Source organism: Mesorhizobium sp. 113-3-9 (assembly GCF_016756515.1).
GTDB lineage: Bacteria > Pseudomonadota > Alphaproteobacteria > Rhizobiales > Rhizobiaceae > Mesorhizobium.
In genome coordinates this window covers 3438593-3462600 of the sequence record NZ_AP023246.1, presented here as the reverse complement: position 1 = coordinate 3462600, position 24008 = coordinate 3438593, and the positions used below count along the sequence as shown (strand labels likewise).

Sequence of the window (24008 nt, the reverse complement as noted above, 5' to 3'; positions counted from 1 at the left end):
AAGGGGAGAAGGGGGAGCTTTTCAGCAGTACGCCGCGCACAGCCTGGCGTACTGGTGCATTGAACAGACCACATAAATCGAGACCCAAACCATTTGACCACCAGCCCCCTCCTCGACGCGTCAGGCGTCGCCAAGAATTACGGCGCGGTCGCGGCACTGCGCAACGCGTCGCTCTCCGTGCTGCCGGGCGAGGTGCATGCGCTGATGGGCGCCAATGGCGCCGGCAAGTCGACGCTGGTGAAGATCCTGACCGGCGCCATATCGGCCAATGCCGGCCGCATCCTGATCCGGGGCGAGGCGCGCGACATACGCTCGCCCGCCGCCGCCCGCCGCGCCGGGCTGCTGCCGGTCTACCAGGAGCCGTCGCTGATCCCCGATCTCGACGTTCTGTCCAATCTGCGGCTCACCGGCACGCCGGTCGAGCCGTTCCGCGCCTGGGTGCGCGAACTCGGCATAGCCGACCTCGATTTGCGCGACACTGCGCGCGACATTCCGCTGGCCGTGCTGCGCGTGCTTGACCTTGCCCGCGCGCTGGCCGTCGAGCCCGATGTGCTGCTGCTCGACGAGATGACGGCCGCACTCCCGGCCAACCTCGCCGAAAAGGTGCTGGAAGTGGTGCGCCGCCAGGGCGACGCCGGCCGCGCCGTGATCTTCATCTCGCACCGCTTCGTCGAGATATCGGCGCTCTGCGACCGCGCCACGGTGCTGCGCGACGGCGAGACCGTCGGCGTCGTCGACATCGTGCCCGGCGTCGAGGAAAAGATCGTCGAGCTGATGCTCGGCACCCGCATCGTCAAGACCCATGTCGCCGCCCGCGGTGCCGCCGAGAAGGCCGCGCCCGCCCCCGCCCGGCCGCGCATCGCCGTGAAAAACCTGCGCGTCGGCACCAAGCTCAACGACGTCTCCTTCGAACTCCGGGACGGCGAGGTCGCCGGCGTGGTGGCGCTGGAAGGCCAGGGCCAGGACGAACTGTTTTCCGCCCTTGCCGGCTCGATCCGGCCCTCCGGCGGCACGATCGAGGTCGATGGCCAACAGGTGAAATTCTCCCATCCGATCGACGCCATCCGGTCGGGCATCGCCTATGTGCCGGGCGACCGGTCCGAGGCGCTCGCCATGCAGCGCTCGGTGCGTGAAAACATCGCCCTGCCCTTCAGCGCCGCGCTGCGCAACTGGGGGCCAATTCCCATGCGCCGCGAGCGCGCGAAGGTGCTCAGCGCCATCGAGCGGCTGCAGATCGACACCCGCGCGCAAGGCGAGGTGCAGCGCCTGTCGGGCGGCAACCAGCAGAAGGTGACCATCGCCCGCTGGATCGCGGCGGACGCCCGCACCATCCTGTGCTTCGACCCGACGCGGGGCATCGATGTCGGCACCAAGCAGGAGATCTACAAGCTGCTGCGCGAACTCGCCGGCCACGGCAAGTCGGTGCTGTTCTACACCTCGGAACTCGAAGAGGTGCAGCGCGTCTGCGACCGCGTGATTGTCATCTTCGGCGGCCGCCTGGTCGACATCTTCCCGGTCGAGGAGGCCGACGAGCCGGCGCTGATGCGCGCCGCCTATGGCCTGCCGCGCGGCGCCAAGGCCGATGTCGGCATCCTGGCGGATCCCCAATCTTCCGCTGAGCTTTCGAATCCCCCGTCTTCGGGGACGGCGCCATGAACCATTTCCTGCGCCGCCAGGGCTGGGTCATCGGCCTGTTCGCTCTCCTCGTCGTCCTGTTCATCGCCACCAAGCTTATCCAGCCCGGCTATGGCAGCGGCGATTTCGGCTCGCTGGCGCGGGCCGTGCTGCCCTACGCCTTCGCCGTCGCCGCGCAGACGGTGGTGGTCATCGCCGGCGGCATCGACCTGTCGGTCGCCGCCATGATGGCGCTGACCAGCGTCACCGCCGCCTCGATGATGGCGGGCGCGTCGGAAGAATACGCGCTGTTCGTCGTGCCCTTCGTGCTCGCCATGGGTTTCGTGCTCGGCGCGCTCAACGGCCTCCTGATCGTCGTCACCCGCGTGCCCGACATCGTCGTGACGCTCGCCATGCTGTTCGTGCTGCAGGGCGCGGCCCTTCTGGTGCTCGACGCGCCGGGCGGTGCCGCGGCCGAATGGCTGAAGGCGCTGATCTCCGGCACCGTGCCGATCCCCGGCCTGCCCGACGCCATCGACGCCTGGCTGCCCAAGGCGCTGCTGGTGCTCGTCGTCTGCCTCGCCATCATCTGGATACCGCTGCGGCGCTCGCGCCTCGGCCTCTCCATCTACGCCATCGGCTCCAGCGAGCTGGCCGCGTTCCGCTCAGGCGTGCCGGTCAAGCGCACCCGCATCATCGCCTATGCGTTGTCTGGCCTGTTCGCCGCCTTCGGCGGGCTGGCGCTGACCATGAGCACCGGCATCGGCGCGCCCATCCCCGGCCCCTATCTCCTGGCCAGCGTCGCCGCGGTGGTGCTGGGCGGCGTGGCGCTCGGCGGCGGCAAGGGCGGCCTGCTCGGCCCGATCATCGCCGTCTTCGTGCTGCGCCTGGTGCGCACCGATCTCACACTGCTCGCCATCGACCCCAACGTCACCGCCATCATCGAGGGCCTGATCATGGTCGCCGTGGTGATGTTCGGAGCGTTCATCACCATGCGGGGGCGGCAATGATGGGAGAGAGAAATATAGAGCGTAGAGCGCTACCCTCCCAGAACATCGGGCAAACCCCATGAGCACCACCGCGATCACCCCCGTCCCCTTCGGCCGCCGGATAAAACGCTTCATGGCCGACCGGCCGCTGGTGCCGCTGATCATCCTGCTCGTTATCCTGGTGGTGATCCTGCAGATCCTGCGCCCCGGCATCGTCAACGAGCGCTGGATCGCCAACACCATCAAGTTCGCCATTCCGCTGGCGATCCTGGCCGGCTGCCAGACCATGACCATGCTGACCGGCGGCATCGACCTGTCGGTCGGCACGGTGGCGACGATGAGCGCCTTCATCATGGCGACGCAAATCGTCAACCAGGACCCGGCCATCGCCTTCCTGCTGGCGATGATGCCGGCGGTGCTGATCGGCCTCGTCAACGGCATCGGCGTCGGCGTCTTCCGCGTCCACCCGCTGATCATGACGCTGGGCACCAGCCTGATCGGCACCGGCTGCCTGCAGGTCTACCAGCGCACGGTGATCGCGTCGGGCGCCAAGATCCCCGACTTCCTGGCCTGGCTCGGCACCGGCGTCACCCGCCTGCCGGACGCATGGGTGCCATCGGAGGCGGCGCGCCAGTGGCTGACCGACGCAGGCATCGGTTTCAGCTTCCCCAACGCGCTGCTGCTCTACGTGCCGCTGGCGGCGCTGATCGTCTTCACGCTGGCCCGCACCGGCTTCGGCCGCCTGCTCTACGCCGTCGGCGACAATGAGCGCGCGACCCGCCTGTCGGGCGTGCAATACTGGCAGGTCATCACCGCGCTCTACATCACATCGAGCGTGCTCGCCGGCATCACCGGCCTGCTCTATATCGGCCTGATCAAGGCCCCATCGCTCTCGCTCGCCGAACCCCTGGTGCTGCCCTCGGTCGCCGCCGCCGTCATCGGCGGCACCTCCATCTTTGGCGGCCGCGGCGGCTACACCGGCACCATCATCGGCGCCCTGATCCTGACCGTGCTGACGACGCTGCTGACGATTCTGCAGATGCCGGAGGGGGCACGGCGGATATTATTCGGGCTGATCGTGCTGTTCGTGACGGCGGCGTATCTGCGGATTGTGGAGGAGCGGTAGGGAGGATGAGTTAATGGCCGCAGCGAGGCCGGCTGCTGACTTTCGGGTTTCGGTCGCGCTCGGCGGATAGCTGCCATCCGGCAACCGACCCCATCCCTTCGTTCGCGAGCGAACCGCACCATTCTGATACCCGCCGTTCATCAGGCGGACAACGAACTGGGCTCGAAGTCGGCCTGGAACCTGTGCCGCGGTTAAGGCATCCGACCTGATGATCGCGGTCGACAACCAGGTCGGTGAATTGGAAATGAACCGCAACTCCAGCAAATCCGCGCCAAAGCAAAATTGCACGCCGGCTTACAGGCTGTGCGCAGCAGAGCCAGGTCCCTTGCGATGTCACCGCGCTTACGACAGGATTGCCGCAACTGGAGGTTAGCCTATGACGCCAGACACCTTGCGACTCGACCACACGCCATCAGACACTCCGCCCGTGCAATACCTGAACCTGGACCCGTCGCTTTATGTCCGCGATGATATCTGGCAGCAGGAACGGCGCGACATCTTCGCGCGCACCTGGCAGTTCATGGGGCCTGTCGCCTCGGTCGCGACATCAGGTCAATACCTTGCGATCGACATCGCCGGCACGCCGGTCTTCGCCATCCGGGGCCGGGACGGGACCTTGCGCGGATTTAAGAACGTCTGCCGCCACCGGGGGGCGAAACTTCTGGCCGATGGCGCGGGCAAATGTGGGCTGATCGTTTGTCCCTATCACAAATGGTCCTTTGCCGACACCGGACGGCTGGTGCAGGCCCCATGGTATGGCAAGGATCCCGCGATCATCGCCGAAGACTGGCCGCTGGAGACGGTGCAGTTGTCCGAATGGCGCGGGCTGCTCTTCGCGGCACTGGACCCGAAGGAAAGTCTTCTGGATCAACTTGGCTCTCTGCCCGCCGAACTGGCGGACGAGCCGTTGGAGACCTATGCCGCCACCGATCAGGCCACTGTCAGCTTTGCGGCGAACTGGAAGATCTACACCGACAATTTCGTCGAAGGCTACCACATCCCTGGCACGCATCCCTCGTTCTACGCTGCCATCGACTTCGAAGCTTTCCAGACCACCGCCCATCCCGGTTATGTCCGGATGACCGCACCGCCGAAAGACGGTCTGTTCTATCGCGGCAAATGGCTTTGGATGTGGCCGAACTGGACGCTGTCGCTTTTCGACGGCGGCATGAACGTTAGCCGGATCAACCCGACCTCACCGCATCACACAGACCAGCACTACCATTTCTTCTTTGCCGACACCTCTGCGGAAGCATCCGAGAGCAGGGCGAAATCCGTGCAAGGCACCCTGGCCGTGGTACGCGAGGACTACACCATCTGCGCCGATACGCATCGCAACTATGCCGCGGGGGCCTATAGCTCCGGCCCGCTTTCGGGGCGGCATGAGCGGGGAGTGCAGTATTTCCAGGAACGGGTCGCTGCGGCACTGGCTCTGTAACCGCCCCTGGCGTGCACAGGGTCCGATTACCATTCGTTAACCAATGGGACACGGTGGCTCACGCGCAGGTGCGGCCTTCACCCCTGGGAAACCGTTGCCGGGCTACCAACTCCATCCATTGGAGATTGCCATGGCCGCTGAGACGACGACTGCGAACGCGCTCGAAATTCGTGGGCTCTACAAAAGCTTCGACAAGCCTGCGGTGGCTGGCCTCGACCTGACCGTCAGGGCGGGCGAGTTTTACGGCCTTCTTGGCCCAAATGGCGCCGGAAAGACAACGACGCTGCGCATGGTAGCGGGGCTGCTGCAACCGGATGCCGGAACGATCACCATTGCTGGTCGCGACGCGCTCCGAAGCCCCATCGAAGCCAAACGCATTATTGCCTGGATATCGGACGAACCGATGATCTACGACAAGCTCACGCCATTCGAATATCTCGAATTCGTCGCCGGTCTGTGGAGCGTCAAGGCAAGCACGGCACAGGAACGGGCAAGGCAGCTGTTCGATCTGCTGGACCTGACACCGTATGCACACACGCTTTGCGGCGGCTTTTCGAAGGGCATGCGACAGAAGGTGGCGTTGGCCGGAGCATTGGTCCATGACCCCGAAATCATCATCCTCGACGAGCCGCTGACCGGCCTTGATGCCGGCTCGGCGCGTCAGGTCAAGCGGGTGTTGCGCGAACGCGTCGATGCCGGCGCAACGGTCATAATGACGACGCACATTCTGGAAGTGGCCGAACGCATGGCTGAGCGCATCGGAGTCATTGCCAAGGGTAGGCTGATCGCCGAGGGCACTTTCGAGCAACTGCGGCGGCAGGTCGGCCATGGGGTGGGAACCCTGGAAGATACCTTCCTGGCTCTGGTGGCCGAAGCGGCATGAGCGCCCATCCCGCAACGATCGCCGGTCCCGCAACGATCGGTTGGCTGGCGGCACATGAATTGCGCCTCTCGTGGCGCGACTGGTTTTATCTCTTCACTGCGGGCAAGAAGGGGCGTTCGCGCAAGTTAGGCATACTCTTGATAGTCGGCGTGCTGCTCGCGCATGCCTTTGCGCTGTTTGTGGTTGGACGTTTCACCGCCGCCGATTTTCCCGTTTCGCGCGCCAACTATCTACTCCTGACCAGCGGTGTTCTGCTCTATTTCTTCCTGATGACCTCGCAGGCGATGGAGGCGGCGACCCGCGTGCTGTATGCCCGCGCCGATCTGGAATTGCTGCATTCATCCCCGGTGGCGCTACGGCGGGTCTTTGTCGTGCGCCTGACGATGATCGCGATTTCGATCGCCACGATGGCGATGGTGATCGCATCGCCTTTCATCAACGTGCTGGCTTGGCGCCTGGGGGCTCAATGGCTGGCCGCCTATGGCGTGGTGTTCGCGACGGGGTGCGTTGCAGCTACTTTGGCCATCACGCTGACGGCGTTTTTATTCAACGTCGTCGGCCCACGGCGCACGCGATTTGCCGCCCAGTTTGTGGCCGCAATCGTCGGCGCGCTGTTCGTCATATCTCTGCAGGTCATCGCTATCTTCACGACCGACACGCTCTCGCAACTGGCGGTCTTGCGGGACGAGTGGGTAATCGCGCTTTCGCCGCCCGAGGACAGCCTGGTGTGGTGGCCGGCGAGGGCCGCGCTTGGCGACGGCGTGAGGCTGGCCTGGGTGCTTGGCTGTGCGGTGGCTTTGGCCGCCGCCGCCATTGCAGTTTTCTCATGGCGTTTCGTGCGCTACACGGCGCTCACCGCCAACATTGGCGAAAGCGGTTTGATCCGCCAAGGCAAGGCGGCGTCGTTTCGTCTGACGTCGCCGGGACACGCCTTGCGTTCAAAGGAATGGACATTGTTGCTTCGCGATCCTTGGCTCATATCGCAAAGCCTGATGCAGCTGCTTTATATGCTGCCACCCGCTATATTGCTGTGGAAGAGTTATGGCCACGGCACGGACGCTCTGGTTCTGATCATCCCCGTGCTGGTGATGGCATCCGGGCAGTTGGCCGGCGGCCTGGCCTGGCTTGCCATTTCCGGTGAGGATGCACCCGATCTGGTGGCAACCGCGCCGGTGACCGCGACAAGCATCATACGCGCAAAGGTCGAGGCGGTTTTGCGCGCAATCATAGTCGTCATCGCCCCATTCGTCCTGGCTTTCGCACTGGTTTCGACGCGACACGCGCTGGTTCTGGCAGCCGGCTCGGCACTGGCCGCGATCTCGGCGACGATGATCCAGCTTTGGTTCCGCGCGCAGGCGCGGCGTGCCCAGTTTCATCGTCGCCAGACCTCCTCGCGGATCGCTACATTCGCCGAAGGGTTTTCGTCGGTGGGCTGGGCAGGCACAGCCGCCCTCTACGCTGGTGGCATTACAGCGGCCAGCGTCGTTGCCGGGATTCTGACCGTACTGACGCTGGTGGTAGCTTATTTTGCCGCGCCAAAAGCGACGGGATAGGTAAATCCGGGTTGTCTGCGACAATCATCTTCGTCCAAAATCCGACTCCAGCAATTTAAATGAGGCGCTAAGCGGACCTTGAATGGCGTGGGCGCAACGCCTCGGCCTACGACACACTTATTCAGGTCCCACCCTGCGGCTTGCTTCCTGATGCTGCCCTCGGTGGCCGCCGCCGTCATCGGCGGCACCTCCATCTTTGGCGGCCGCGGCGGCTACACCGGCACCCTCATCGGCGCCCTGATCCTGACCGTGCTGACGACGCTGCAGATGCCGGAGGGGGCACGGCGGATCTTGTTCGGACTGATCGTGCTGTTCGTGACGGCGGTTTATTTGCGGATTGTGGAGGAGCGGTAATACGAGAAGAGTCAAGATGGCGGCGTGTGGAGACAACAAACAAGGCCCACAAGATAGCGTCAAGCGCATCCAATTCACGACCCCAATTTCAAATACTGAATAAATCTATTGCACGACATAGCGCCAATATGCAGAAATCCACATTTAGAAGCGGGGGCTGATTAGTATGTCGAAAACTCCGAGAAAAAGCCGGCGCTATTTTTTGACGGCCAAGACAATTCCGCAGCCCGAGGAGTTTCGTCGGACGCTGCCACCATATTTAGACTGGCGATTTCGAAAAGCTGCTGCATCCGCCCTTCTTTAGCAAGAAAGTGCCATTCCATGGTTCCCACCAGACTTTCAGCCCTTGCCCTCGCGAGCCTTCTCGCCCTGGGCCTTGCAGCGCCCGCCCATGCGCTCGAATGTCCATGGCAATTGCGTTTCTGGCTCGGCGTGGACGCCAATGGCAGCGCCATGGTCCACGGCGGGCAAAAATGCGTATTTCCGATGCACGCCAGCGGTACCCTCAGTCTTAAAATCGTTTCCCGCCCTAAGCATGGTGTGGTCACCCTCCCCAACCGTTCGACCATCGCCTATCAGGCAGAAAACGGCTTCAAGGGCACCGACACCTTTGTTTTCGTCGCCAACGGCAAAAGCCAAGTCAATCACGGGCAGTCCACAGTCACCATGACCATGAAGGTCAACTGAGCCGCCATCATGGTTCGCATTGCCTTGCTGTCGGCCTTTTGCGTAAGCATTGCCGCATCTCTTATATCCTTGGTTGCGATGGCGTCGGCCGCCGAGAAACAGCAATCGCCCGACGAGTGGCCGATGAATTTCACTCTGGTTCGCAACGGCGACTGCACCCAAACCTGCGTCCAATGGATATCAGCCGAAGGCGCCATAACAGGCGACACCGACAGGCGGTTCAAGAAGTTTCTGAAACGCCTTAAGGGCAAGAAACTACCTGTAGTGTTTCAGTCTCCAGGCGGGGATGTGAGAGCCGCGCTTGCGGTTGGACGCATGATCCGGACCGCCGGCCTGGAGACCGCAGTAGGAAGAACGAAGTTGAACGGCTGCCCGACGCTTGTGCCGCGCTGTCCAGAACAAATCGTCGAGAACGGTTGGTCGCAAGGCGAAGTCCATTCAGGAGGCGCCTACTGCTTCTCGGCTTGCCCGTTAGCCTTCATGGGTGGCAAGGTCCGCGCCGCAGCTGCCAACGCCCGCATAGGCCTCCACCAAATAACGGTCAATGGCTACAGAGGATCCGAGCAGACTGGGAGAAGAGACCTCGATGCCATTTCGACGCAATCCGATCCTGAGTTGAAACAGGTGCTTTCCTCCTACCTGGAAGACATGGGCGTCAGCAGCCACGATGTGTTCGCTATGATGGGGCTGGCCACCCCTTACGGCCTCTACAATGTCCAAAGCGCTGAAGCACTGAAATCAGGTGTCATTACAAAAGTCTTCTCGTACTCCGATGATCCGGGCTACATCGTCAGTGGAACTGGCATGCCGCTTGTGGCTGAACCGCCCGCGAAAAATATCGTGCAGTGAGAAAGCTCTCACTCTCCGAGCCGCTGGTACTGCCCTCGGTCGCCGCCGCCGTCTTCGGCGGCACCTCCATCTTCGGCGGCTACACCGGCACCATCTCGGCGCGTTCATCCTGACCCTGCTGACGACGCTGCTGACGATTTTGCAGATGCCGGAGGGGGCACGGCGGATATTGTTCGGTCGGATCGTGCTGTTCGTGACGGCGGCCTATTTGCGGATCGTGGAGGAAAGGTAGGGCGTGACTGAGTTGACTGGCCGCAATGGCCCGCAGAACGAACCCGCTTCCAAATCCCACCCGCTCCACCTCAAAAAGGCAGCAGCAACGGGACCAGGATCACGCTCACGATCAGGACGATGAAGGAGAAGGGAACACCAATGCGGACGAAATCCCCGAAGGAGTAGCGTCCCGGCGCGACCACCAGCGTGTTCACGGGCGAGGAAACCGGCGTCATGAAGGCTGTCGAGGCCGCCAGCGCGACGGTCATGGCGAATGGATAGGGGGACACACCCAGTTCGTGGGCCACGGCAAGGGCGACCGGAGCCATCAGCACCGCGGTCGCCGTGTTCGAGATGAACATGCCCAGGGCGGCCGTGATGGCGAACAGCATGGCAAGGACAATGCTGTTTCCGGCCCCGGCGGTGAGCGTCTTCAGGCCTTCCGCCGCCAGGTCGACGCCGCCGGTTCGCTCCAGGGCGACGGAAAACGGCAACATGCCGACGATCAGGATGATCGTTTTCCAGTCGATCGATCGATAGGCGCTCGCGAAGTCGACGCAGCCGAGCACGCCCATGAGAAGGCAGCCGATGAGGGCCGCCTGCACATTCGGCACGATGCCGCTGACCATCAGGCCGATGACGAAAAGCAGGCAGATCACCGCGTGCAATGACTTTCCGGGGACTGGAAGCCGTTCCTCGATCTCGACGGGCAATTTGATGACGACAAGATCTTTCGTATCGGTCCGATACCGCTCGATTTCCTTCCAGGATCCGATCACCAGCAACGTATCGCCGGTCTGAAGCCTCTCGGCCAGGAGATTGTCCGTGTGCGGGCCGTCGCCGCGGTTCAGGCCGACGGCCGTCAACCCGAACCGCGTCCGCAGATCGGCCTCCACCACAGTCTTGCCGACGAGTTCCGACGTCGGCGGCACGATGGTCTCCGCCATGCCGATCTCTTGTGATCGATCCGCGAAATAGCCGCCGCTCAATGGCAGGTCTTCCAGGGCCATCCGCGCCTGGAGCTCGTCGAATTGACCGCCGGGAGCCGTCAGGTCGATCAGGAGAATGTCGCCGGCCTGCAATTCCGTGTTGACGGTAGGCCTGAGAATTTCCTTGCGGAATTTGTGGCTGCGCTCGATCGCCAGGATGTTGGCGCCCGATGTGCTTGGCAGGTCCAACTGCTCCAGGTTCTTTCCGACCAGGGGAGACCGGTCGGAAATCTTCACCCGCCGCTCTCGGTGAGCAAGCCTGTATTCCTCCACCCACGCCCCGAACGTCGCCTGCTGGGATGCTTTCGGCTCGTTTTCGCCAGGCAGCCAGCGTCGGGCAAAGATCATGTACAGAACCGCAAGACCAAGAACCGGAAGGCCGAACGGCGTGAAACTGAAGAAGCCAAAGCCTGGCACACCGTGCCGCTCGAGCTCGCTGTTGACGACGAGGTTGGGCGCGGTGGCCACCAGGGTCATCATGCCGCTGATGAGGGCAGCGAAGCTGAGCGGCATCATCAGCCGTCCCGGGCCTATGCCGGTGCTTTGCGAAATACGCAGTACGACGGGGATGAAAATCGCGGTTACCGCCGTCGAACTCATCGTCGCCCCCAGCGAGCAGACGACCAGCATGAGGAGCACGGTCAGCCGGAGCTCGTTTGATCCCGCTCTTGCAATGAGCCAGTCGCCGAGCTGCTGGGCGACACCCGTGCGCACCAATCCGTCGCCGATGACAAAAAGAGCCGCGATGAGGACGATGTTCGGATCGCTGAAGCCCGCCAGCGCCTCTCCCATCGACAGCACGCCGGTAAAAGGCAGCGCCACCAGCATGATAAGCGCGACGGCGTCCAACCTTGGCTTGTTGACCGCGAACATGACAATCGCGGAGACCAGCAGGGCAAGGACAAGCCCGAGTTCTGCATTCATCTTGCGTCCCTGTTCAATGGCAGCCAACCCGCGCGGGCGATGTCCTCGATTGAAGGTATCTTGGCTCGTCGTTGGCGGTCGGCGGCGGAATGGAAGGCGTTCGTTCAAGTGGAAGGCTATCCGAGAGTCGGGATTCCCGCCAGCAAGGCTTATGCACCGACACCAGGGGAAGACTGCCTTCGACGGCAGATGCTTCAGCGTATCGGAACCGCGGAGACCGATACGTCGACATGCATGCCGGTCGGATCTCCGGCGCTGCCGACAAAGCCTCCCGAGATTGGAAGGGCCTGCGAGGCTTCGCGGGTCACCCCCACGCGGATCAGGTTGGCGCCCGCGACCAGCCCGTTGGTCGGGTCGTACTCGACCCAGCCGGCGCCCGGAAGATAGACACCGCACCAGGCGTGCGTACTGCCGCCTCCGCGCGTGGTGCCGGAGGTGTCGTCGTAGAGGTACCCGGTGACGAAGCGGGTGGCCAGGCCGAAGCTTCGCAGCGCCTCCATCATCAGGACAGCGAAGTCGCGGCAGGTACCGGTGCCGAGCTCGATCGTCTGGGCGGCTGTCTGCGTGCCTTCCTCATGGCGGGCGCCGTAGCGGAATTGCTGCTGGATGGCGCGGGTCATCGCCTCCAATACTTTCAACGTGTCCGTGCTGCCGGCCTCGGCGACCACGCGTCGCGCCCAGGCCTCGACCTTGCGGTCCGTGTCCGGCATTTGCAGTTCGGCCAGACGCCCCAGATCAGCGGTTTCGCCCTGGTCGTAGGAGAGCGGGAATTTTTCGGCCGCGGTCTCGAGGCTGTATTGCGGGAGCGGCGGGCCTTCGGGATGATGCGTCAAGTCCAGCGTCGAGACGATGCTTAGGCGCTTGGTCCTGAGCGTTTCAGGCCATTCGACGAAACAGATGGAATTGTCGAATGTGTCGTGCTTCCAGTGGATGCAGGCTGGCTCCGGCTCAATCTTGACATCGGCTTGATGCAGTCTCAAATCGTGGCTGTCGTCGGGCCGCACCATCAGCCGGTGACGCAGAAGACCGACCGGATTGCGGTAGGTGTACTCGGTCGTATGGACAATCTTGATTCGCGCCATTTGGCGTCCGTCCCGGCTTCCGAATGGTCTGTTCCGTTCCTGATTTCTGCGTACAGCTATTTCACGGCATGGCCAAGGCGACCGATCGGAAGCAAGGGATAGGTGGCGCCTATGTCCGGTTCATTCCCTGGCGCAACCAAGGCCGCCGGCCCAGCCAGCTCTTGACGAAAATCGATGCGCCTGTTTGAGACACTAGGGCAAATGGGGCAATCGCTCCATGGGGAGATGAGCAGGGCAAGCTGTGAAGCGCTTTTTTCGATTGCTTGCCGCTGTGGTGATGGCGTCCTGCGTGGCCGGGTGCACCAGCGTTTCCTATTATGCGCAGTCGCTCGAGGGCCATGTGCGGATCATGGCGGCGCGCAAGAATGTCGGAAGGCTCATCCATGATCCCTCGACGCCGGAGGCATTGCGCGCCAAGTTGACGTCGGCGAGCGCCATACGTCGCTTTGCCACGGATGAGCTGGCGCTGCCCGACAACAGCAGCTATCGAAGCTATGTCGACATCGGCCGGGACAATGTGACCTTTGCCGTTTTTGCCGCGCCGCAATTCTCGCTCACACCCATAACATGGTGCTTTCCGGTCTTCGGCTGCGTTCCGTACCGGGGTTATTTTTCCCAGAAATCAGCGGCTGAAAGCGCTGGCGACCTGCAGCGAAAGGGGCTGGACGTTTACGTCTCGGGCGTCACCGTCTATTCCACGCTGGGCTGGTTCAGCGACCCGCTGCTCAGCACCATGCTGCGTCAGGACGACGCCTATATTGCGGGCCTCATCTTCCATGAGCTGGCGCATCAGAAAATCTATGTGAACAACGACTCCGCGTTCAACGAGGCGTTCGCGGTCGCCGTCGAAACCAGCGGCGTGAGGAAATGGCTCCGGATCACCGGCGATCGCGCCGGGTTGCGCCGCTACGAAGCCGGCCGCAAGCGCAGCGCGGATTTTCTCGGACTGATCGCGCAAACGCGTGAAGAGTTGCGGCAGGTCTACGGAAGTCCCCGCGCCCCGCAACAGATGGCTGCCGCCAAGACAGCCACGATCGACAGGCTGCGGGTACGCTACCGGCAGATGCGCGACAAGCGCTGGGCCGGATACAGCGGATACGATGCCTGGTTCAAGAGCCCCATCAACAACGCAAAGCTCGCCGCGACGTCCGTCTATGGCGAGCAGGTCCCGGCGTTCCTTCGCCTGTATGATTTGTGCTCCGGCGACTATCCAAGGTTCTATGCTTCCGTTCGGCGCATCGCGGCCTTGCCCCAGCCTTCCCGTGCGGAGGCACTGAGGACCGCGACGACGTGTAATTGACGTCGCGGCAGCCGGGCCTCGCAAGCTCGGCCCCGACCAATGCCTGATATGGCCGTCACGCGCGGAAACGGGCCTACCCTCACCGTCCGCCCGCCATCGCCGCGATCGCCTCCAGCAGCGCCCGCTGCTCCCCCACCCAGAACCAGTGATCCTCCCCTTCCACCTCGACAAAACGGGCCCCCGCGATCCGCGCCGCCAGGTATCGCCCGGCCTCGATGCGCACGGCGTGGTCGCCGGTGCGGTGCAGGACCAGCGTCCTGGCCGAGACTTTTGGCAGCAGCGGCCGCACATCGGCATCGCGCAGCGCCTGCAGCAGGCCCGCCACCGCGCCGGGGCTGGAGGCCGCCCTGAGCAGCCCGGCCCACCAGGCGCGTGCCTGGCGGTCCTGGGCGACACTCGGCGCGAAGGTCTCGATTTCCGCCGGGCCGCCCCAGCCGGCGAGCAGGCGCCGCTGCCAGAGATCGTATTGCGCCGATGTCAGCGCGAAGGGGTAGTCGGGCGCGTGGCTGCCCTTGGCGAGCGAGCCCCACAGAACCAGGCCGGTCAGCCGGTCGGGGTGGTCGACGGCGAAGCGGATGCAGCCCGGCCCGCCCTCCGAGGCGCCGACCAGCAACGCCTTGCGGCTGCCGGCCGCGTTCATCACCGCCAGAATGTCGCGCGCGGTCGCCTCGACGGTCGGGCGGGCGCCGACGCGGTCGGACAGGCCCATGCCGCGCCGGTCGAACAGGATCAGGCGGCCGAGCCGCGACACCGCGCCGAGCCAGGCGCGGCAGCTCCTGTCTTCCCAGATCCGCTCGACATGCGAGATGAAGCCCGGCACCAGCACGATGTCGGCCGGGCCGTTGCCGATGGTCTGGTAGGCGACATGGATGCCGTCCACCTCGACATAGCGGGTCCTGGGCATCTCCAGTTCGGGGTCGGGCGTCGGCGCGCGCAGCAGGGCGAGCGTGGCCGGGTCCGGCGCCACACCGAGTTCGTCGCGCAGCAGCCGCGTGCATGTCTCGCCCTGGCGCTCGGCCGCCGCCCTGTCGCCGGCCGCCAGATGGGCGCGGATGAGGTGGCGGTGCGCGCTTTCGCTCAGCGGGTCGAGCGCGGCAAGCCGCGTGGCGTGCAGAACAGCGCCGCGCGCATCGCCGCCGGCGATCTTGGCTTCCACCAGCCGCTCCAGCGCCTGCACCAGCCGGCTGCGCAAGGCCTCGCGCCTGAAGAACACCCATTCCTCGAATTCGGGGCAATCCGGCAGCGAGAAGCCGGCGAGGTAGTCGCTGGTGTAGAGGCCGGCGGCCGTGTCGAGCAGTCCGGCATCGCAGGCACGGTCGAAGGCCCGGGAATCGGCCTCGACCGACAGCGCCGGGCGCAGGCTCAGCGATGCCGCGTTGGCGACGATGACCTCCTCGCCGAAGGCGACGCGGATCTTGTAGAGCGTGCGTCGCAGGCGGGCGCGGGCGGCTTCCGCGTCGGCCTCGGGCCAAAGCAGCGTGGCGGCGACGTCGCGCGCCACCGGCCCACCGGTCTCGGCGAGGAAGATGACGAGCGCGGCCGCCTTGCGCAAGGCGAGCTCCACCCGCCGGCCGTCGAGCCGGAACTCCGGAAACCCCAGCAGTCTGAGTTGTATCAGCTCCATCGATCCGCACGCGGCCGCGCAAGGATGCAGAGAGGACGTTGAGGGGACGCCGGCCATCTATCCATCCCCCGCGACGTCGGGCCAATGGGGCCCGATCAGGAGACTCCCTTGGAGCGAGAAATGTCCCCGGTCAATACATCAAGCCATCGCATGTCGGAACCGCTTGCCGGCGGCGCCGCCCCTGCCGCCCCTGCCAACATCGGGCACGGAGGCTGAGCCATGTGCCAGACCTGTCTCTCTTGGTACGCGCGCTGCGTTGCCCCCTACCTCGTCCACGCCGGCTGTTCGGCCGGCGCCTTCGCGCGGATGCGCGGGCGCGTGATCCCGCGCGCAAAGGGAATTGTCGTCGAGGTTGGCTTCGGGTCCGGTCTCAACCTTCCCTATTACGACCCCGCCAAGGTGGAGTGGCTGATCGGCGTCGATCCCGACGGCACGATGCTCGGCCTTGCCGGACCCAGGAGCCGTGCCTTGCCATTCCGGGTCGAGTGCCTGCGGGCGAGCGGCGAAAGCCTGCCATTGGCCGATGGCCTCGCCGACACGGTCGTCGTCACCTATGCCTTCTGCACCATTCCGGACCCGGAGGCGGCGCTCGGCGAAATCCGGCGCATCCTGAAGCCCACGGGCCAGCTGATCTTCATCGAGCACGGCCAGGCCGAGGGAAAGTGGTGCCGCCGCTGGCAACAGCGCCTCAACGGGCTATGGGGCCGCCTCGCCGGCGGCTGCCATCTCAACCGCGATCCGCTCGGCCTGATCCGCGCCGCCGGCTTCAGCCTCACCGAGCAGCAGCACGGGCGTTTCCCCCTGCCCTTCTGGCAATTGGGCAGCCATCACGCCGGCATTGCGGCGCCCTTTACGGGTTGACGGGCCGGTGACGTCAAGCTTGCCGGCGTCCGCCACCTCTCACCAGAAACCCACCAGCGACCTCAGTATCGCCGCGGGACCAATCGCTTTCCGGCAGGTTTTGCGAAATCCGGCCCGGCCCGTCGCATCGAGCACGTCATCGTCGATGTCGCGCAGGATGCGGCGCGCATTGCGCCATCCGATCCTGGCAAGCGCCGATGCCAGATCCGCGCGCGTGGGATCGAACGGCCCCTGATTGGCGGCCGGATCGGCGGGCCGGTCGATGTCATTGCTTGCCCCCATCGCGTAGCGGGGGACCGTCACCGAGGCGCCGGCGTCGAAAGGCGAGGCCAAATCGAGAAAACGGGACATCGAACTCAGGCAAAGGGCCGGCGTGGAAACGAGCTGCTCATAACATGTGAAATGCACCGGCGCGCCGGTGCGGCGCAGGGCTTCCATGGCGAAATAGAACTGGTTCCAGTAGTCGGCAGGCGTGCGGAACCTGTATTCCATCTGCCTCGGTTGCGTAAAATCCTGCCTGATTTCCAAAGGCCCGTTCAGGAACGGACCGAGATGTCTGGCCGGCCTGAAAATGCTGCGGTTCCTGGTGAAACGGAACCATGACAGAAGCTGGGTAATGGGGTCCTTGCTCATCACGATGATGGGCAAGCCGCCATATCCGAGGTCGCGCCCGCTCATCAGCGCCGGAAAGATCCCATGCTTCCAAAAGCCCTGGTCGAAGACGACGGGCACGCCAAGATGGGTTTCGACAAGGTGCTTGGCGAGATTCGTGCCGGATCTCGGCGTCCCCATGATGCGCACCCGGGCGGCATTGCCGCCATGCTGCGTCTGGGATCCACCGTGGGCTGAAAGCGTCATGGCCGTCTCACAGTGCCAGGCTCCCCTGCTCCGCCTCCTCGGCATTGGGATCGCCGGGCGCCGTGGCCCAGGCGAGTTCGACCAGCGTCACGGTGCGCTTTCCCGTGCCGTCGAGCTGGCAGACGATGAGGCCCTGCTCCTCGATATAGGTCAGGAGGCGCCGGGCGCGGCGCAGCGAGTGTGAGCCATAGGCGCGCGCGATCGCGGCGTCGCTCGGGCACGGCCAGCCCTCCTTCGCCGCACGCGCGATCATCATGAACACGCCCTGCATGTCGTCGGGCAGCAGCGAGGCGCGGACGGAAACGTCCCGCCACGCGTCATCCTGCGTCGTCTCGGAGCCGAGGCCGGCGCGCGCGCGCGTCAGCATGCGGCGGAACTCCGGCAGATCCGGCACCACCGAGGCGAGGCCCTCGATGCGGCAGCGCACCACGAATTCCTGGTAGAGCACGCCGATGACGCGGAAACCCGCGTCGGGTTGCGCAAGAATGGCGCTCAGCACGCGGTCGACCCGTTCGCGCCGATCGGCCAGGTCCTCGGCGCTGATTTGCGGCTCGGCCGGTTCGGGGCGGATTTCCAACGCCGCCGACTTCGCCGCCATCAGTTGGTCGAGCAGGTCCGGCGACGCCACCCGGCGCGGGGCGCGTACCGCCTCGGGCGGCGGTGCCGCCAGGATGATCGCGCGGGCATCCTCCAGGGTCGCCTCCGGCATCGCCATCAGCCGCGGCGTGCCGTTGCGCGGGCTGGTATCGGTCGGCCCGATACGCAGGCCGAGCGGCCGGCGCGACAGCGCGGGCCCCAGCGCCATGAACTGCCCGCGCTCCAGATCGCGAAAGGCTTCCGCCTGGCGCCGCTCCATGCCGAGCAGATCGGCGGCGCGCGCCATGTCGATGTCGAGGAAGGTGCGGCCCATGAGGAAGTTAGATGCTTCCGCCGCGACGTTCTTGGCGAGCTTGGCCAGACGCTGCGTGGCGATGATGCCGGCCAGCCCGCGCTTGCGGCCGCGGCACATCAGATTGGTCATGGCGCCAAGCGAAAGCTTGCGCGCCTCGTCGGAAACCTCGCCTGCCACCGCCGGCGCGAACAGCTGCGCCTCGTCCACCACCACCAGCATCGGGTACCAATGGTCGCGAGCGACCTCGAACAACCCGCCGAGAAAGGCGGCGGCGCGCCGCATCTGGTTTTCCGCGTCGAGCCCTTCGAGGTTCAGCACGGTCGAGACGCGGTGGATGCGTGCCCGCTCACCGGCCGCCTGCAGGCCGCGCTCGGTATGCTCCTCGGCATCGATCACCAGATGGCCATAGCGCTCGCCGAGCGAGACGAAGTCGCCCTCGGGATCGATGATGGTCTGCTGCACCCAGGGCGCGCTCTGTTCCAGGAGGCGGCGCAAGAGATGCGACTTGCCGGAGCCGGAATTGCCCTGCACCAGAAGGCGGGTCGCCAGCAGTTCCTCGAGATCGAGGTTGGCTGGGGCGCCCGCCGTGGTGTGTCCCATCTCGATCGCAACGGTCATGTCTCGACTCAATAAGGTCTCCTGCGCGGCATGGGGCTTACCAACCCAGGCGCTGCCCGTCGAGCACTGATGGCCGACTGCCGGGTGTTGCACACAGTTGCGAGAGACGGTGAAGGCCGGGCGAAGAGTGGTCATCGCCCGGCCGGCCTGTGGATAGTAACCCCTCATTCACCATGGGCAGGCGTTCCTATTGAAGATGCCGTCCATCCGCCTAGCCTGACCCTGCATCGCGCCCCAACGGGATGCACCCAACGCCCCAAATGGCGGCCGGCGTCTTCAAGTTCCTCTCTGTATGCGCCGGCCGTCGGTTTCACCTTTACGTTGTCGCTTCCGCGCCTTGCCCCGGCACCGGCGGCAGTTCGGGCGCGTCGAGCCCGTTGAACGGATCACGCCAGGCCTCGATGCCTTCAAGCCGGCGATACCACTCGGCAAGCACGGGATAATCACCAAGCGGCAGCCCCCCGACATCGTTGAAAGGCAGGAACGTTGCCATGCGGAAGTCGGCATAGGAGACCCGATCCCCGACCAGCCATTGCCGGCCCGCAAGTGCGGCCTGAAGGATCGCCGCCATCTTGTGGAACAGACCCAACCCCTCCTCGACCAGCTGATGATCGATCGGGCCCAGATGATAGCGCTGCTTGGTGCCACGCTCGAAATGCACCATGTCGCAGGCCCTGGCGAAATTCTCCTTGCCCCAGCTCAGCCAGCGGATCATCTCCGGTTCGTCATCGCCGGAGCGCCAGAAATCCGAGCGCATGTCGCGCGACAGTCGGCAGGCTATGGCATCGGTCTCCCACAGGCTGCCGCCCGGCCAGGCCAGTATGGGGAGGGAAAGGTTGGGATTGAGCGGCCGAAATCGTTGCGCTTGCCCCGGCGCGAAGGGCGACGCGAATTCGAAGGTCACCCCCGCCTCGAGGTAACGCGCCACCGCGACCGCCAGGCGCGGATTGGGGTTGCGGCTGAAATACAGTTTCATTTCGCCCGCTGCCTGCACCGGCTCGACCCTGTCACTCATGAATGCCTCTCCTTGTCTTGGCCAACATCGCCAGACCAAGGACGAAAGTGGACGGTGCAATCCGACAAAGTTTGAGTTGACCGGCCCCGATGGCGAGGCGACACTTCCTCTCGCACCAAAAGCAGGAGGAAATACGATGGACGAGCCCGAACGGTGGCGCCACATGTCGACAGCGCCCATGGACGGCAGCCGGATCCTGGTCACGGTGCGCCCCTCCGAACAGGGGCCGGCGGAAGTCGACCTCGCCTATTGGTCGCGCGGCGACCAGTTCGCCGGGGAAGGCTGGCGGGCGTCGGACTCCTCGCCCGGCCGCGTCGTCGAATATGCCGAGCCGGAGCTGAAATGCTGGATGCCCCTGCCCTCGGCCAATCTCAGTCGGGGCGGCTCGATGCCCGCTCCCTGGGAAGGCGACGATGCGCAACAGCTGGATGGCTCGGGGATTTGACCAGCGCGGACGGTGAAGCCGCCGATCTCCCCCCTCGTGGGGGAGATGTCCGGCAGGACAGAGGGGGGCGCCGTAGAGCGCAAGCGTCAATCTAAAAGGCAGCCATGCCTCATACTCCATTGCCTCCTAAGAGCCGAGCAAACGCACGGTCCATGCGCAAGGCCATGACCGACGCGGAACTGAAGCTCTGGAACGAGCTTCGCGCGCATAGGCTCATGGGCATGGGTTTTCGCCGGCAACTCCCGATAGCCGGCTATATCGTCGATTTTGCCTGTCCGCAGAAAAAGCTCATCGTGGAGCTCGATGGCTCGCAGCATGCCGATGCAGGCCTTGCAGCCGCCGACGCGTCAAGGACAAAGCGCCTCGAACAGGATGGCTGGACCGTGCTGCGGTTCTGGAATGATGATGTCATCCGCGACATCGACAATGTCTGCCAGCATATCGTCATCGTGGCGGGGCTAGCTGGCACGCCCTGAGAGGTCGGCGGGACAGCGCCCCCCTCTGCCCTGCCGGGCATCTCCCCCACGAGGGGGGAGATCGGCAGCTTCCCTGAAGGCTCTTCAGAACAAAAACGCCGCCGTAGCCGGATTCGGCCCGTCGCGGCCGTCGGCCGAATCCATGCCCGCGATCGTCTTCAGGTCCTGCTCGTCCAGTTCGAAATCGAAGACATCGAAATTGGCCGCGATGCGGTCCTGGTGGATCGACTTCGGGATGACGATCAGCCCTTGCTGGAGGTGCCAGCGGATGATCGTTTGCGCGGCGGACTTGCCGTGCTTCCCGGCAATGCCCGCTATTGTCGGGTCGCTGAGCAGCCGGCCGCTGCCGAGCGGGCTCCAGCTTTCGGTATGGATGTTATGCAGGGCATGGAAATCCCTGAGCGCACGCTGCTGGAAGCGCGGATGCAGTTCGATCTGGTTGGCCACCGGGACCACGCCGGTCTCGCCGATGATGCGCTCCAGGTGATCCCTGTTGAAATTCGAGACGCCGATCGACTTGATGCGGCCGGCCTGCTTCAGCTCGATCAGGGCCTTCCAGGCCTCGACATATTTGTCCTGACTGGGTACCGGCCAGTGGATCAGGAACAGGTCGAGCTGCTCGATGCCGAGCTTCTTCATCGTATCGTCGAAAGCGCGCAGGGCCGCATCGCGCTGATGCGCGCCGTTGCGCAGTTTTGAGGTGATGAACAGCTCGCTTCTCGGCACATCGGCGGCACGGATCGCCTCGCCGACGCCCTCCTCGTTCTGGTAGCCTTCGGCGGTATCGATCAGCCGGTAGCCGGCCTTGATCGCCCAGCCCACCACTCGCGCGGTGATGTCATGATCGACCTGCCAGACACCAAGGCCAAGCTGGGGAATGGTGGCGCCGTCGTTCAGCGTGATCTGTTCGGGCATGGTCGGTTCCTTTGCGAAGAGATGTCCGGGCGGTCGCCCAACGCAGCCTATCTAGGCACGCGCCGCGGCGACGGCCAGTCACCGGTGGACAAATTCGCAAACACAGGCCTGGCAGCCCTGATGTCCCTGCCAGGAGAACCGTCTCATTTCGGCCGGCGCACCGCCCGCACCACCCCGGAGGACGTACTGCCGCAGAAAAGGCGGTCGCCGCCATCGGATTCCAGCCCCGAAACGCCAATGCCGTCAGGCATGTCGAGCCTCTCCAGAACCTTGCCCGTTTGCGGGTCGACGCGGCGCAGGTCGCTTTCGTCGCCCTCCCAGGTGGCGTGCCACAGCTCTCCGTCCACCCAGGTCACCCCGGTGACGAAGCGGTTGGATTCGATCGTGCGCAGGATCTGTCCGGTCTCGGGATCGATCTGGTGGATCTTGCGTTCCCGGTACTGCCCCACCCAAAGCGTGCCTTCGGCCCAGGTCAGCCCGGAATCGCGGCCGCCGCCGGGCGCCGGGATCGTGGCGAGCACCTTGCCGGTATCGGGATCGATCTTCTGGATGCGATCATTGGCGAGCTGGAAGAAATGCCGGCCGTCATAGGCGGTGCCGGCATGCGCGGCGACATCGATCGAACGCAGCGCCTGCCCGCTTTGCGGATCGAAGGCGTTCAGCCTGTCGCCCGAGGCGAACCAGACGTTCTCGCCGTCGAAACTCACCCCATGCACACGCTCCACCCCCGGAAAGGGTCCGTATTCGCGCAGGATTTCGGCCGCTGAATGCTTCATGTCTTGATCCTCATGGTCGTCATCCAAGGTGTCGAAATCCGGGGCAGGCCGCCATTTGCAGGCCGGCCTCACCTGAATATCAACACAGCTTAGCCGTTCGGCAGCGGCGCCGGGAGTAACAAGGTGGTCGTGAATCCGGCCACTGGCGGCGTCATCCAGCGGCGCGCCCGGCCATGGCCGAAGGACTGCACCTTGCCGGCCTCGGCGAGCGGCTCGAGCGCCCGCTGTACGCTGCGCTGGCCAGTGCCGAGCGCCAGCGCCAGGGCCGAGCTCGACCAGGCTTCGCCGTCGGCGAGCAAGGCCAGCACCGCCGCGTGCCGTTCCTCGATCGGCCGCGCCAGCACCATCACCGCGCGCCCCTCGCGCGGCGCCAGCGTGAAGCCGCGCTTTGTGGCGCTGATATCCGTCAGCGCGGCAAGCTCGGCGCGCAGCCGGCCGATCTCGACGCGCAGGCGCGCGCGGTGCGATTCATCGGCGTGCTTGCCGCCGAAGGCCCGCGCCACGAGATCCTCGCGTGATACATCCCCGGGCCAAGCCTGGCCAAGCGTACGCGCCAGCGCGAACAGCACCGGCCGGCTCGCCAGCGATACGGTGCTGTCGCCGGCGCGCACGACATAGCGAATAGCGTCGATGATCAGCGCCGGCGATGCCTGCAGCGCCTCGACCTCTTCGAGCAGCAGCGGCCGCTCCGCACCTTGCGTGATCAGCCGCGCCGCCGGTGTTTCGAGCGCCAGCGATGCGCTGGCGACCTCCGCCATGAGCCCCGGAATACCGGCCTGGCGGGCGGCGTTGCTTGCCCATTCCAGCGCCGCGCGCGCCGGACGGATCCTGAGGCGCCGCATGGCGATGCCGGCGACGGCGAGCTCGTGCGCCGCCCTCGCGGCCGGCGGCAACGGCGTCGGGTCGAGCTCCGCCAGCACATGTTCGGCCTCGTCGAGGCGGCCGATCAGCAACAGGCGCCGAACCTTGAGTTGGCCGGCATGCGCCGCGTTCAGCCGGTCGCCATGCTTTTCCAGCGCGGTCCGCGCCGCGTCGAGCGCCTTGGCCGGCCAGCCCAGATCGCGCGAGACCAGCGCGATCTCGGCCTCGGCGACGACGCATCTGGCGCGCGCGACGGCCTCTTTCGGGCTGAACGCGCGGGCCGCGCGCCGCAACAGCAGCTTGGCGCGGTCGAAGTCGCCGAGCTGCGCCATGGCAATGCCGCGCAGCGCCAGCGCCGGTGCGTCCTCACGCAGCGCGACGCGGTCGAGCGCGCCGAGCGGATCGCCAGACGCCAGCGCCAGTGCGGCCGCCGTGATCAGCGAGTCCATTCAAATCCCGTCACACTTGTAACTCCCACCTCGAAAAGCACCGCCCTAACTTAAGTCACCGCAGCCAAGCAGCAAGCCGCATCGGCAACGGGCGGCGCACCAAGGAGAACGCAATGACTGTCTCAACCGACCTTGCTCTCGACGCATCGAACGACGCCACCGGGCCTGCCCGGCGTCACCCCTGCTGCGCCGGACCAGACGATGCAACACCCGTCCC

General features: G+C 65.0%; 21 protein-coding genes and 2 pseudogenes. 14 read left to right on the top strand and 9 right to left on the bottom strand.

Annotated elements, in window-relative coordinates:
• Nucleotides 1–93: 93 nt before the first annotated feature.
• The 10 genes and pseudogenes from MesoLj_RS16810 to MesoLj_RS16765 all read left to right on the top strand — a co-directional run.
• On the top strand, nucleotides 94–1656 hold the full coding sequence (locus MesoLj_RS16810) for a sugar ABC transporter ATP-binding protein (protein WP_202326779.1): 1563 nt from the start codon (nucleotides 94–96) through the stop codon (nucleotides 1654–1656).
• Nucleotides 1653–2624, top strand: coding sequence for an ABC transporter permease (locus MesoLj_RS16805; protein WP_202326778.1), 972 nt, complete (start codon nucleotides 1653–1655; stop codon nucleotides 2622–2624). The genes MesoLj_RS16810 and MesoLj_RS16805 overlap by 4 nt, the downstream gene beginning before the upstream one ends.
• A 58-nt stretch (nucleotides 2625–2682) precedes the next feature.
• Nucleotides 2683–3729, top strand: a complete 1047-nt coding sequence (locus MesoLj_RS16800) for an ABC transporter permease (protein WP_202326777.1) — start codon at nucleotides 2683–2685, stop codon at nucleotides 3727–3729.
• Nucleotides 3730–4105: 376 nt separating this feature from the next.
• Entirely contained in the window at nucleotides 4106–5167 is a 1062-nt protein-coding gene (locus tag MesoLj_RS16795) for an aromatic ring-hydroxylating oxygenase subunit alpha (protein ID WP_202326776.1), read from the top strand.
• 130 nt (nucleotides 5168–5297) lie between these two features.
• On the top strand, nucleotides 5298–6050 hold the full coding sequence (locus MesoLj_RS16790; protein WP_202326775.1) for an ABC transporter ATP-binding protein: 753 nt from the start codon (nucleotides 5298–5300) through the stop codon (nucleotides 6048–6050).
• A 269-nt stretch (nucleotides 6051–6319) separates the two neighbouring features.
• Complete coding sequence (locus MesoLj_RS16785) at nucleotides 6320–7603, top strand: permease (RefSeq protein WP_446720316.1); 1284 nt, start codon at nucleotides 6320–6322, stop codon at nucleotides 7601–7603.
• Between the two features lie 147 nt (nucleotides 7604–7750).
• Nucleotides 7751–7957, top strand: a pseudogene (locus tag MesoLj_RS16780) (ABC transporter permease); the annotation flags it as partial.
• A 321-nt stretch (nucleotides 7958–8278) separates the two neighbouring features.
• Nucleotides 8279–8644: an Ig-like domain-containing protein gene (locus MesoLj_RS16775; RefSeq protein ID WP_202326773.1), complete on the top strand. Its 366-nt coding sequence runs from the start codon at nucleotides 8279–8281 to the stop codon at nucleotides 8642–8644.
• A gap of 9 nt (nucleotides 8645–8653) precedes the next feature.
• Complete coding sequence (locus MesoLj_RS16770; protein ID WP_202326772.1) at nucleotides 8654–9493, top strand: COG3904 family protein; 840 nt, start codon at nucleotides 8654–8656, stop codon at nucleotides 9491–9493.
• 5 nt (nucleotides 9494–9498) lie between these two features.
• Nucleotides 9499–9725 (top strand): annotated as a pseudogene (locus MesoLj_RS16765) (ABC transporter permease); the annotation flags it as partial.
• A gap of 70 nt (nucleotides 9726–9795) precedes the next feature.
• Here the strand turns inward: MesoLj_RS16765 and MesoLj_RS16760 are convergent.
• Together MesoLj_RS16760 and MesoLj_RS16755 are read right to left on the bottom strand one after the other, a co-directional pair.
• Nucleotides 9796–11619 carry an SLC13 family permease gene (locus tag MesoLj_RS16760; RefSeq protein ID WP_202326771.1) on the bottom strand — a complete coding sequence of 608 codons (1824 nt, stop codon included), beginning with the start codon at nucleotides 11617–11619 and terminating at the stop codon, nucleotides 9796–9798.
• A 194-nt stretch (nucleotides 11620–11813) separates the two neighbouring features.
• The gene (locus MesoLj_RS16755) at nucleotides 11814–12701 is read right to left on the bottom strand and encodes a transglutaminase family protein (protein ID WP_202326770.1); all 888 of its coding nucleotides are present in this window, start codon (nucleotides 12699–12701) and stop codon (nucleotides 11814–11816) included.
• A gap of 277 nt (nucleotides 12702–12978) precedes the next feature.
• On the opposite strand from MesoLj_RS16755, the gene MesoLj_RS16750 reads away from it, so the two are divergent.
• The gene (locus MesoLj_RS16750) at nucleotides 12979–14001 is read left to right on the top strand and encodes an aminopeptidase (protein ID WP_202327321.1); all 1023 of its coding nucleotides are present in this window, start codon (nucleotides 12979–12981) and stop codon (nucleotides 13999–14001) included.
• Nucleotides 14002–14080: 79 nt separating this feature from the next.
• On the opposite strand, the gene MesoLj_RS16745 is transcribed toward MesoLj_RS16750, so the two are convergent.
• Nucleotides 14081–15625, bottom strand: a complete 1545-nt coding sequence (locus tag MesoLj_RS16745; protein ID WP_202326769.1) for an alpha/beta hydrolase — start codon at nucleotides 15623–15625, stop codon at nucleotides 14081–14083.
• A 219-nt stretch (nucleotides 15626–15844) separates the two neighbouring features.
• On the opposite strand from MesoLj_RS16745, the gene MesoLj_RS16740 reads away from it, so the two are divergent.
• Nucleotides 15845–16486: a class I SAM-dependent methyltransferase gene (locus tag MesoLj_RS16740; protein ID WP_202326768.1), complete on the top strand. Its 642-nt coding sequence runs from the start codon at nucleotides 15845–15847 to the stop codon at nucleotides 16484–16486.
• 39 nt (nucleotides 16487–16525) lie between these two features.
• On the opposite strand, the gene MesoLj_RS16735 is transcribed toward MesoLj_RS16740, so the two are convergent.
• The 3 genes from MesoLj_RS16735 to MesoLj_RS16725 all read right to left on the bottom strand — a co-directional run bounded on the left by MesoLj_RS16735 (nucleotide 16526) and on the right by MesoLj_RS16725 (nucleotide 19830).
• The gene (locus tag MesoLj_RS16735; RefSeq protein ID WP_202326767.1) at nucleotides 16526–17344 is read right to left on the bottom strand and encodes a hypothetical protein; all 819 of its coding nucleotides are present in this window, start codon (nucleotides 17342–17344) and stop codon (nucleotides 16526–16528) included.
• 7 nt (nucleotides 17345–17351) lie between these two features.
• Entirely contained in the window at nucleotides 17352–18854 is a 1503-nt protein-coding gene (locus MesoLj_RS16730) for an ATP-binding protein (protein WP_202326766.1), read from the bottom strand.
• A gap of 316 nt (nucleotides 18855–19170) precedes the next feature.
• Nucleotides 19171–19830 (bottom strand): glutathione S-transferase family protein, encoded by a 660-nt coding sequence (locus MesoLj_RS16725; protein WP_202327320.1) that lies wholly within the window; start codon nucleotides 19828–19830, stop codon nucleotides 19171–19173.
• A gap of 175 nt (nucleotides 19831–20005) precedes the next feature.
• Here MesoLj_RS16725 and MesoLj_RS16720 point away from each other — a divergent pair, with 175 nt between their 5' ends.
• The gene (locus tag MesoLj_RS16720; RefSeq protein ID WP_140771158.1) at nucleotides 20006–20314 is read left to right on the top strand and encodes a hypothetical protein; all 309 of its coding nucleotides are present in this window, start codon (nucleotides 20006–20008) and stop codon (nucleotides 20312–20314) included.
• 104 nt (nucleotides 20315–20418) lie between these two features.
• A complete protein-coding gene (locus MesoLj_RS16715) occupies nucleotides 20419–20790 on the top strand; it encodes an endonuclease domain-containing protein (protein ID WP_202326765.1) in 372 nt (123 codons plus the stop codon).
• An 84-nt stretch (nucleotides 20791–20874) separates the two neighbouring features.
• Here MesoLj_RS16715 and MesoLj_RS16710 read toward each other — a convergent pair whose 3' ends face one another.
• The 3 genes from MesoLj_RS16710 to MesoLj_RS16700 form a co-directional block, all read right to left on the bottom strand.
• Nucleotides 20875–21705: an aldo/keto reductase gene (locus MesoLj_RS16710; protein WP_140771148.1), complete on the bottom strand. Its 831-nt coding sequence runs from the start codon at nucleotides 21703–21705 to the stop codon at nucleotides 20875–20877.
• Nucleotides 21706–21848: 143 nt separating this feature from the next.
• A complete protein-coding gene (locus tag MesoLj_RS16705; protein WP_202326764.1) occupies nucleotides 21849–22481 on the bottom strand; it encodes a Vgb family protein in 633 nt (210 codons plus the stop codon).
• An 89-nt stretch (nucleotides 22482–22570) separates the two neighbouring features.
• On the bottom strand, nucleotides 22571–23791 hold the full coding sequence (locus tag MesoLj_RS16700; protein ID WP_202326763.1) for a helix-turn-helix domain-containing protein: 1221 nt from the start codon (nucleotides 23789–23791) through the stop codon (nucleotides 22571–22573).
• Nucleotides 23792–24008 lie beyond the last annotated feature (217 nt).

Excerpts from the sequence above, each read along its gene's own strand:
- MesoLj_RS16710 (WP_140771148.1), bottom strand. The coding sequence starts at position 21,705 with ATGCCCGAACAGATCACGCTGAACGACGGCGCCACCATTCCCCAGCTT.
- MesoLj_RS16745 (WP_202326769.1), bottom strand. The coding sequence starts at position 15,625 with ATGGAGCTGATACAACTCAGACTGCTGGGGTTTCCGGAGTTCCGGCTC.
- MesoLj_RS16725 (WP_202327320.1), bottom strand. The coding sequence starts at position 19,830 with ATGAAACTGTATTTCAGCCGCAACCCCAATCCGCGCCTGGCGGTCGCG.
- MesoLj_RS16760 (WP_202326771.1), bottom strand. The coding sequence starts at position 11,619 with ATGAATGCAGAACTCGGGCTTGTCCTTGCCCTGCTGGTCTCCGCGATT.
- MesoLj_RS16735 (WP_202326767.1), bottom strand. The coding sequence starts at position 17,344 with ATGACGCTTTCAGCCCACGGTGGATCCCAGACGCAGCATGGCGGCAAT.
- MesoLj_RS16790 (WP_202326775.1), top strand. The coding sequence starts at position 5,298 with ATGGCCGCTGAGACGACGACTGCGAACGCGCTCGAAATTCGTGGGCTC.
- MesoLj_RS16785 (WP_446720316.1), top strand. The coding sequence starts at position 6,320 with ATGACCTCGCAGGCGATGGAGGCGGCGACCCGCGTGCTGTATGCCCGC.
- MesoLj_RS16800 (WP_202326777.1), top strand. The coding sequence starts at position 2,683 with ATGAGCACCACCGCGATCACCCCCGTCCCCTTCGGCCGCCGGATAAAA.
- MesoLj_RS16805 (WP_202326778.1), top strand. The coding sequence starts at position 1,653 with ATGAACCATTTCCTGCGCCGCCAGGGCTGGGTCATCGGCCTGTTCGCT.
- MesoLj_RS16720 (WP_140771158.1), top strand. The coding sequence starts at position 20,006 with ATGGACGAGCCCGAACGGTGGCGCCACATGTCGACAGCGCCCATGGAC.
- MesoLj_RS16750 (WP_202327321.1), top strand. The coding sequence starts at position 12,979 with ATGGCGTCCTGCGTGGCCGGGTGCACCAGCGTTTCCTATTATGCGCAG.
- MesoLj_RS16700 (WP_202326763.1), bottom strand. The coding sequence starts at position 23,791 with ATGGACTCGCTGATCACGGCGGCCGCACTGGCGCTGGCGTCTGGCGAT.
- MesoLj_RS16770 (WP_202326772.1), top strand. The coding sequence starts at position 8,654 with ATGGTTCGCATTGCCTTGCTGTCGGCCTTTTGCGTAAGCATTGCCGCA.
- MesoLj_RS16705 (WP_202326764.1), bottom strand. The coding sequence starts at position 22,481 with ATGAAGCATTCAGCGGCCGAAATCCTGCGCGAATACGGACCCTTTCCG.
- MesoLj_RS16715 (WP_202326765.1), top strand. The coding sequence starts at position 20,419 with ATGCCTCATACTCCATTGCCTCCTAAGAGCCGAGCAAACGCACGGTCC.
- MesoLj_RS16755 (WP_202326770.1), bottom strand. The coding sequence starts at position 12,701 with ATGGCGCGAATCAAGATTGTCCATACGACCGAGTACACCTACCGCAAT.
- MesoLj_RS16740 (WP_202326768.1), top strand. The coding sequence starts at position 15,845 with ATGTGCCAGACCTGTCTCTCTTGGTACGCGCGCTGCGTTGCCCCCTAC.
- MesoLj_RS16730 (WP_202326766.1), bottom strand. The coding sequence starts at position 18,854 with ATGACCGTTGCGATCGAGATGGGACACACCACGGCGGGCGCCCCAGCC.
- MesoLj_RS16775 (WP_202326773.1), top strand. The coding sequence starts at position 8,279 with ATGGTTCCCACCAGACTTTCAGCCCTTGCCCTCGCGAGCCTTCTCGCC.
- MesoLj_RS16795 (WP_202326776.1), top strand. The coding sequence starts at position 4,106 with ATGACGCCAGACACCTTGCGACTCGACCACACGCCATCAGACACTCCG.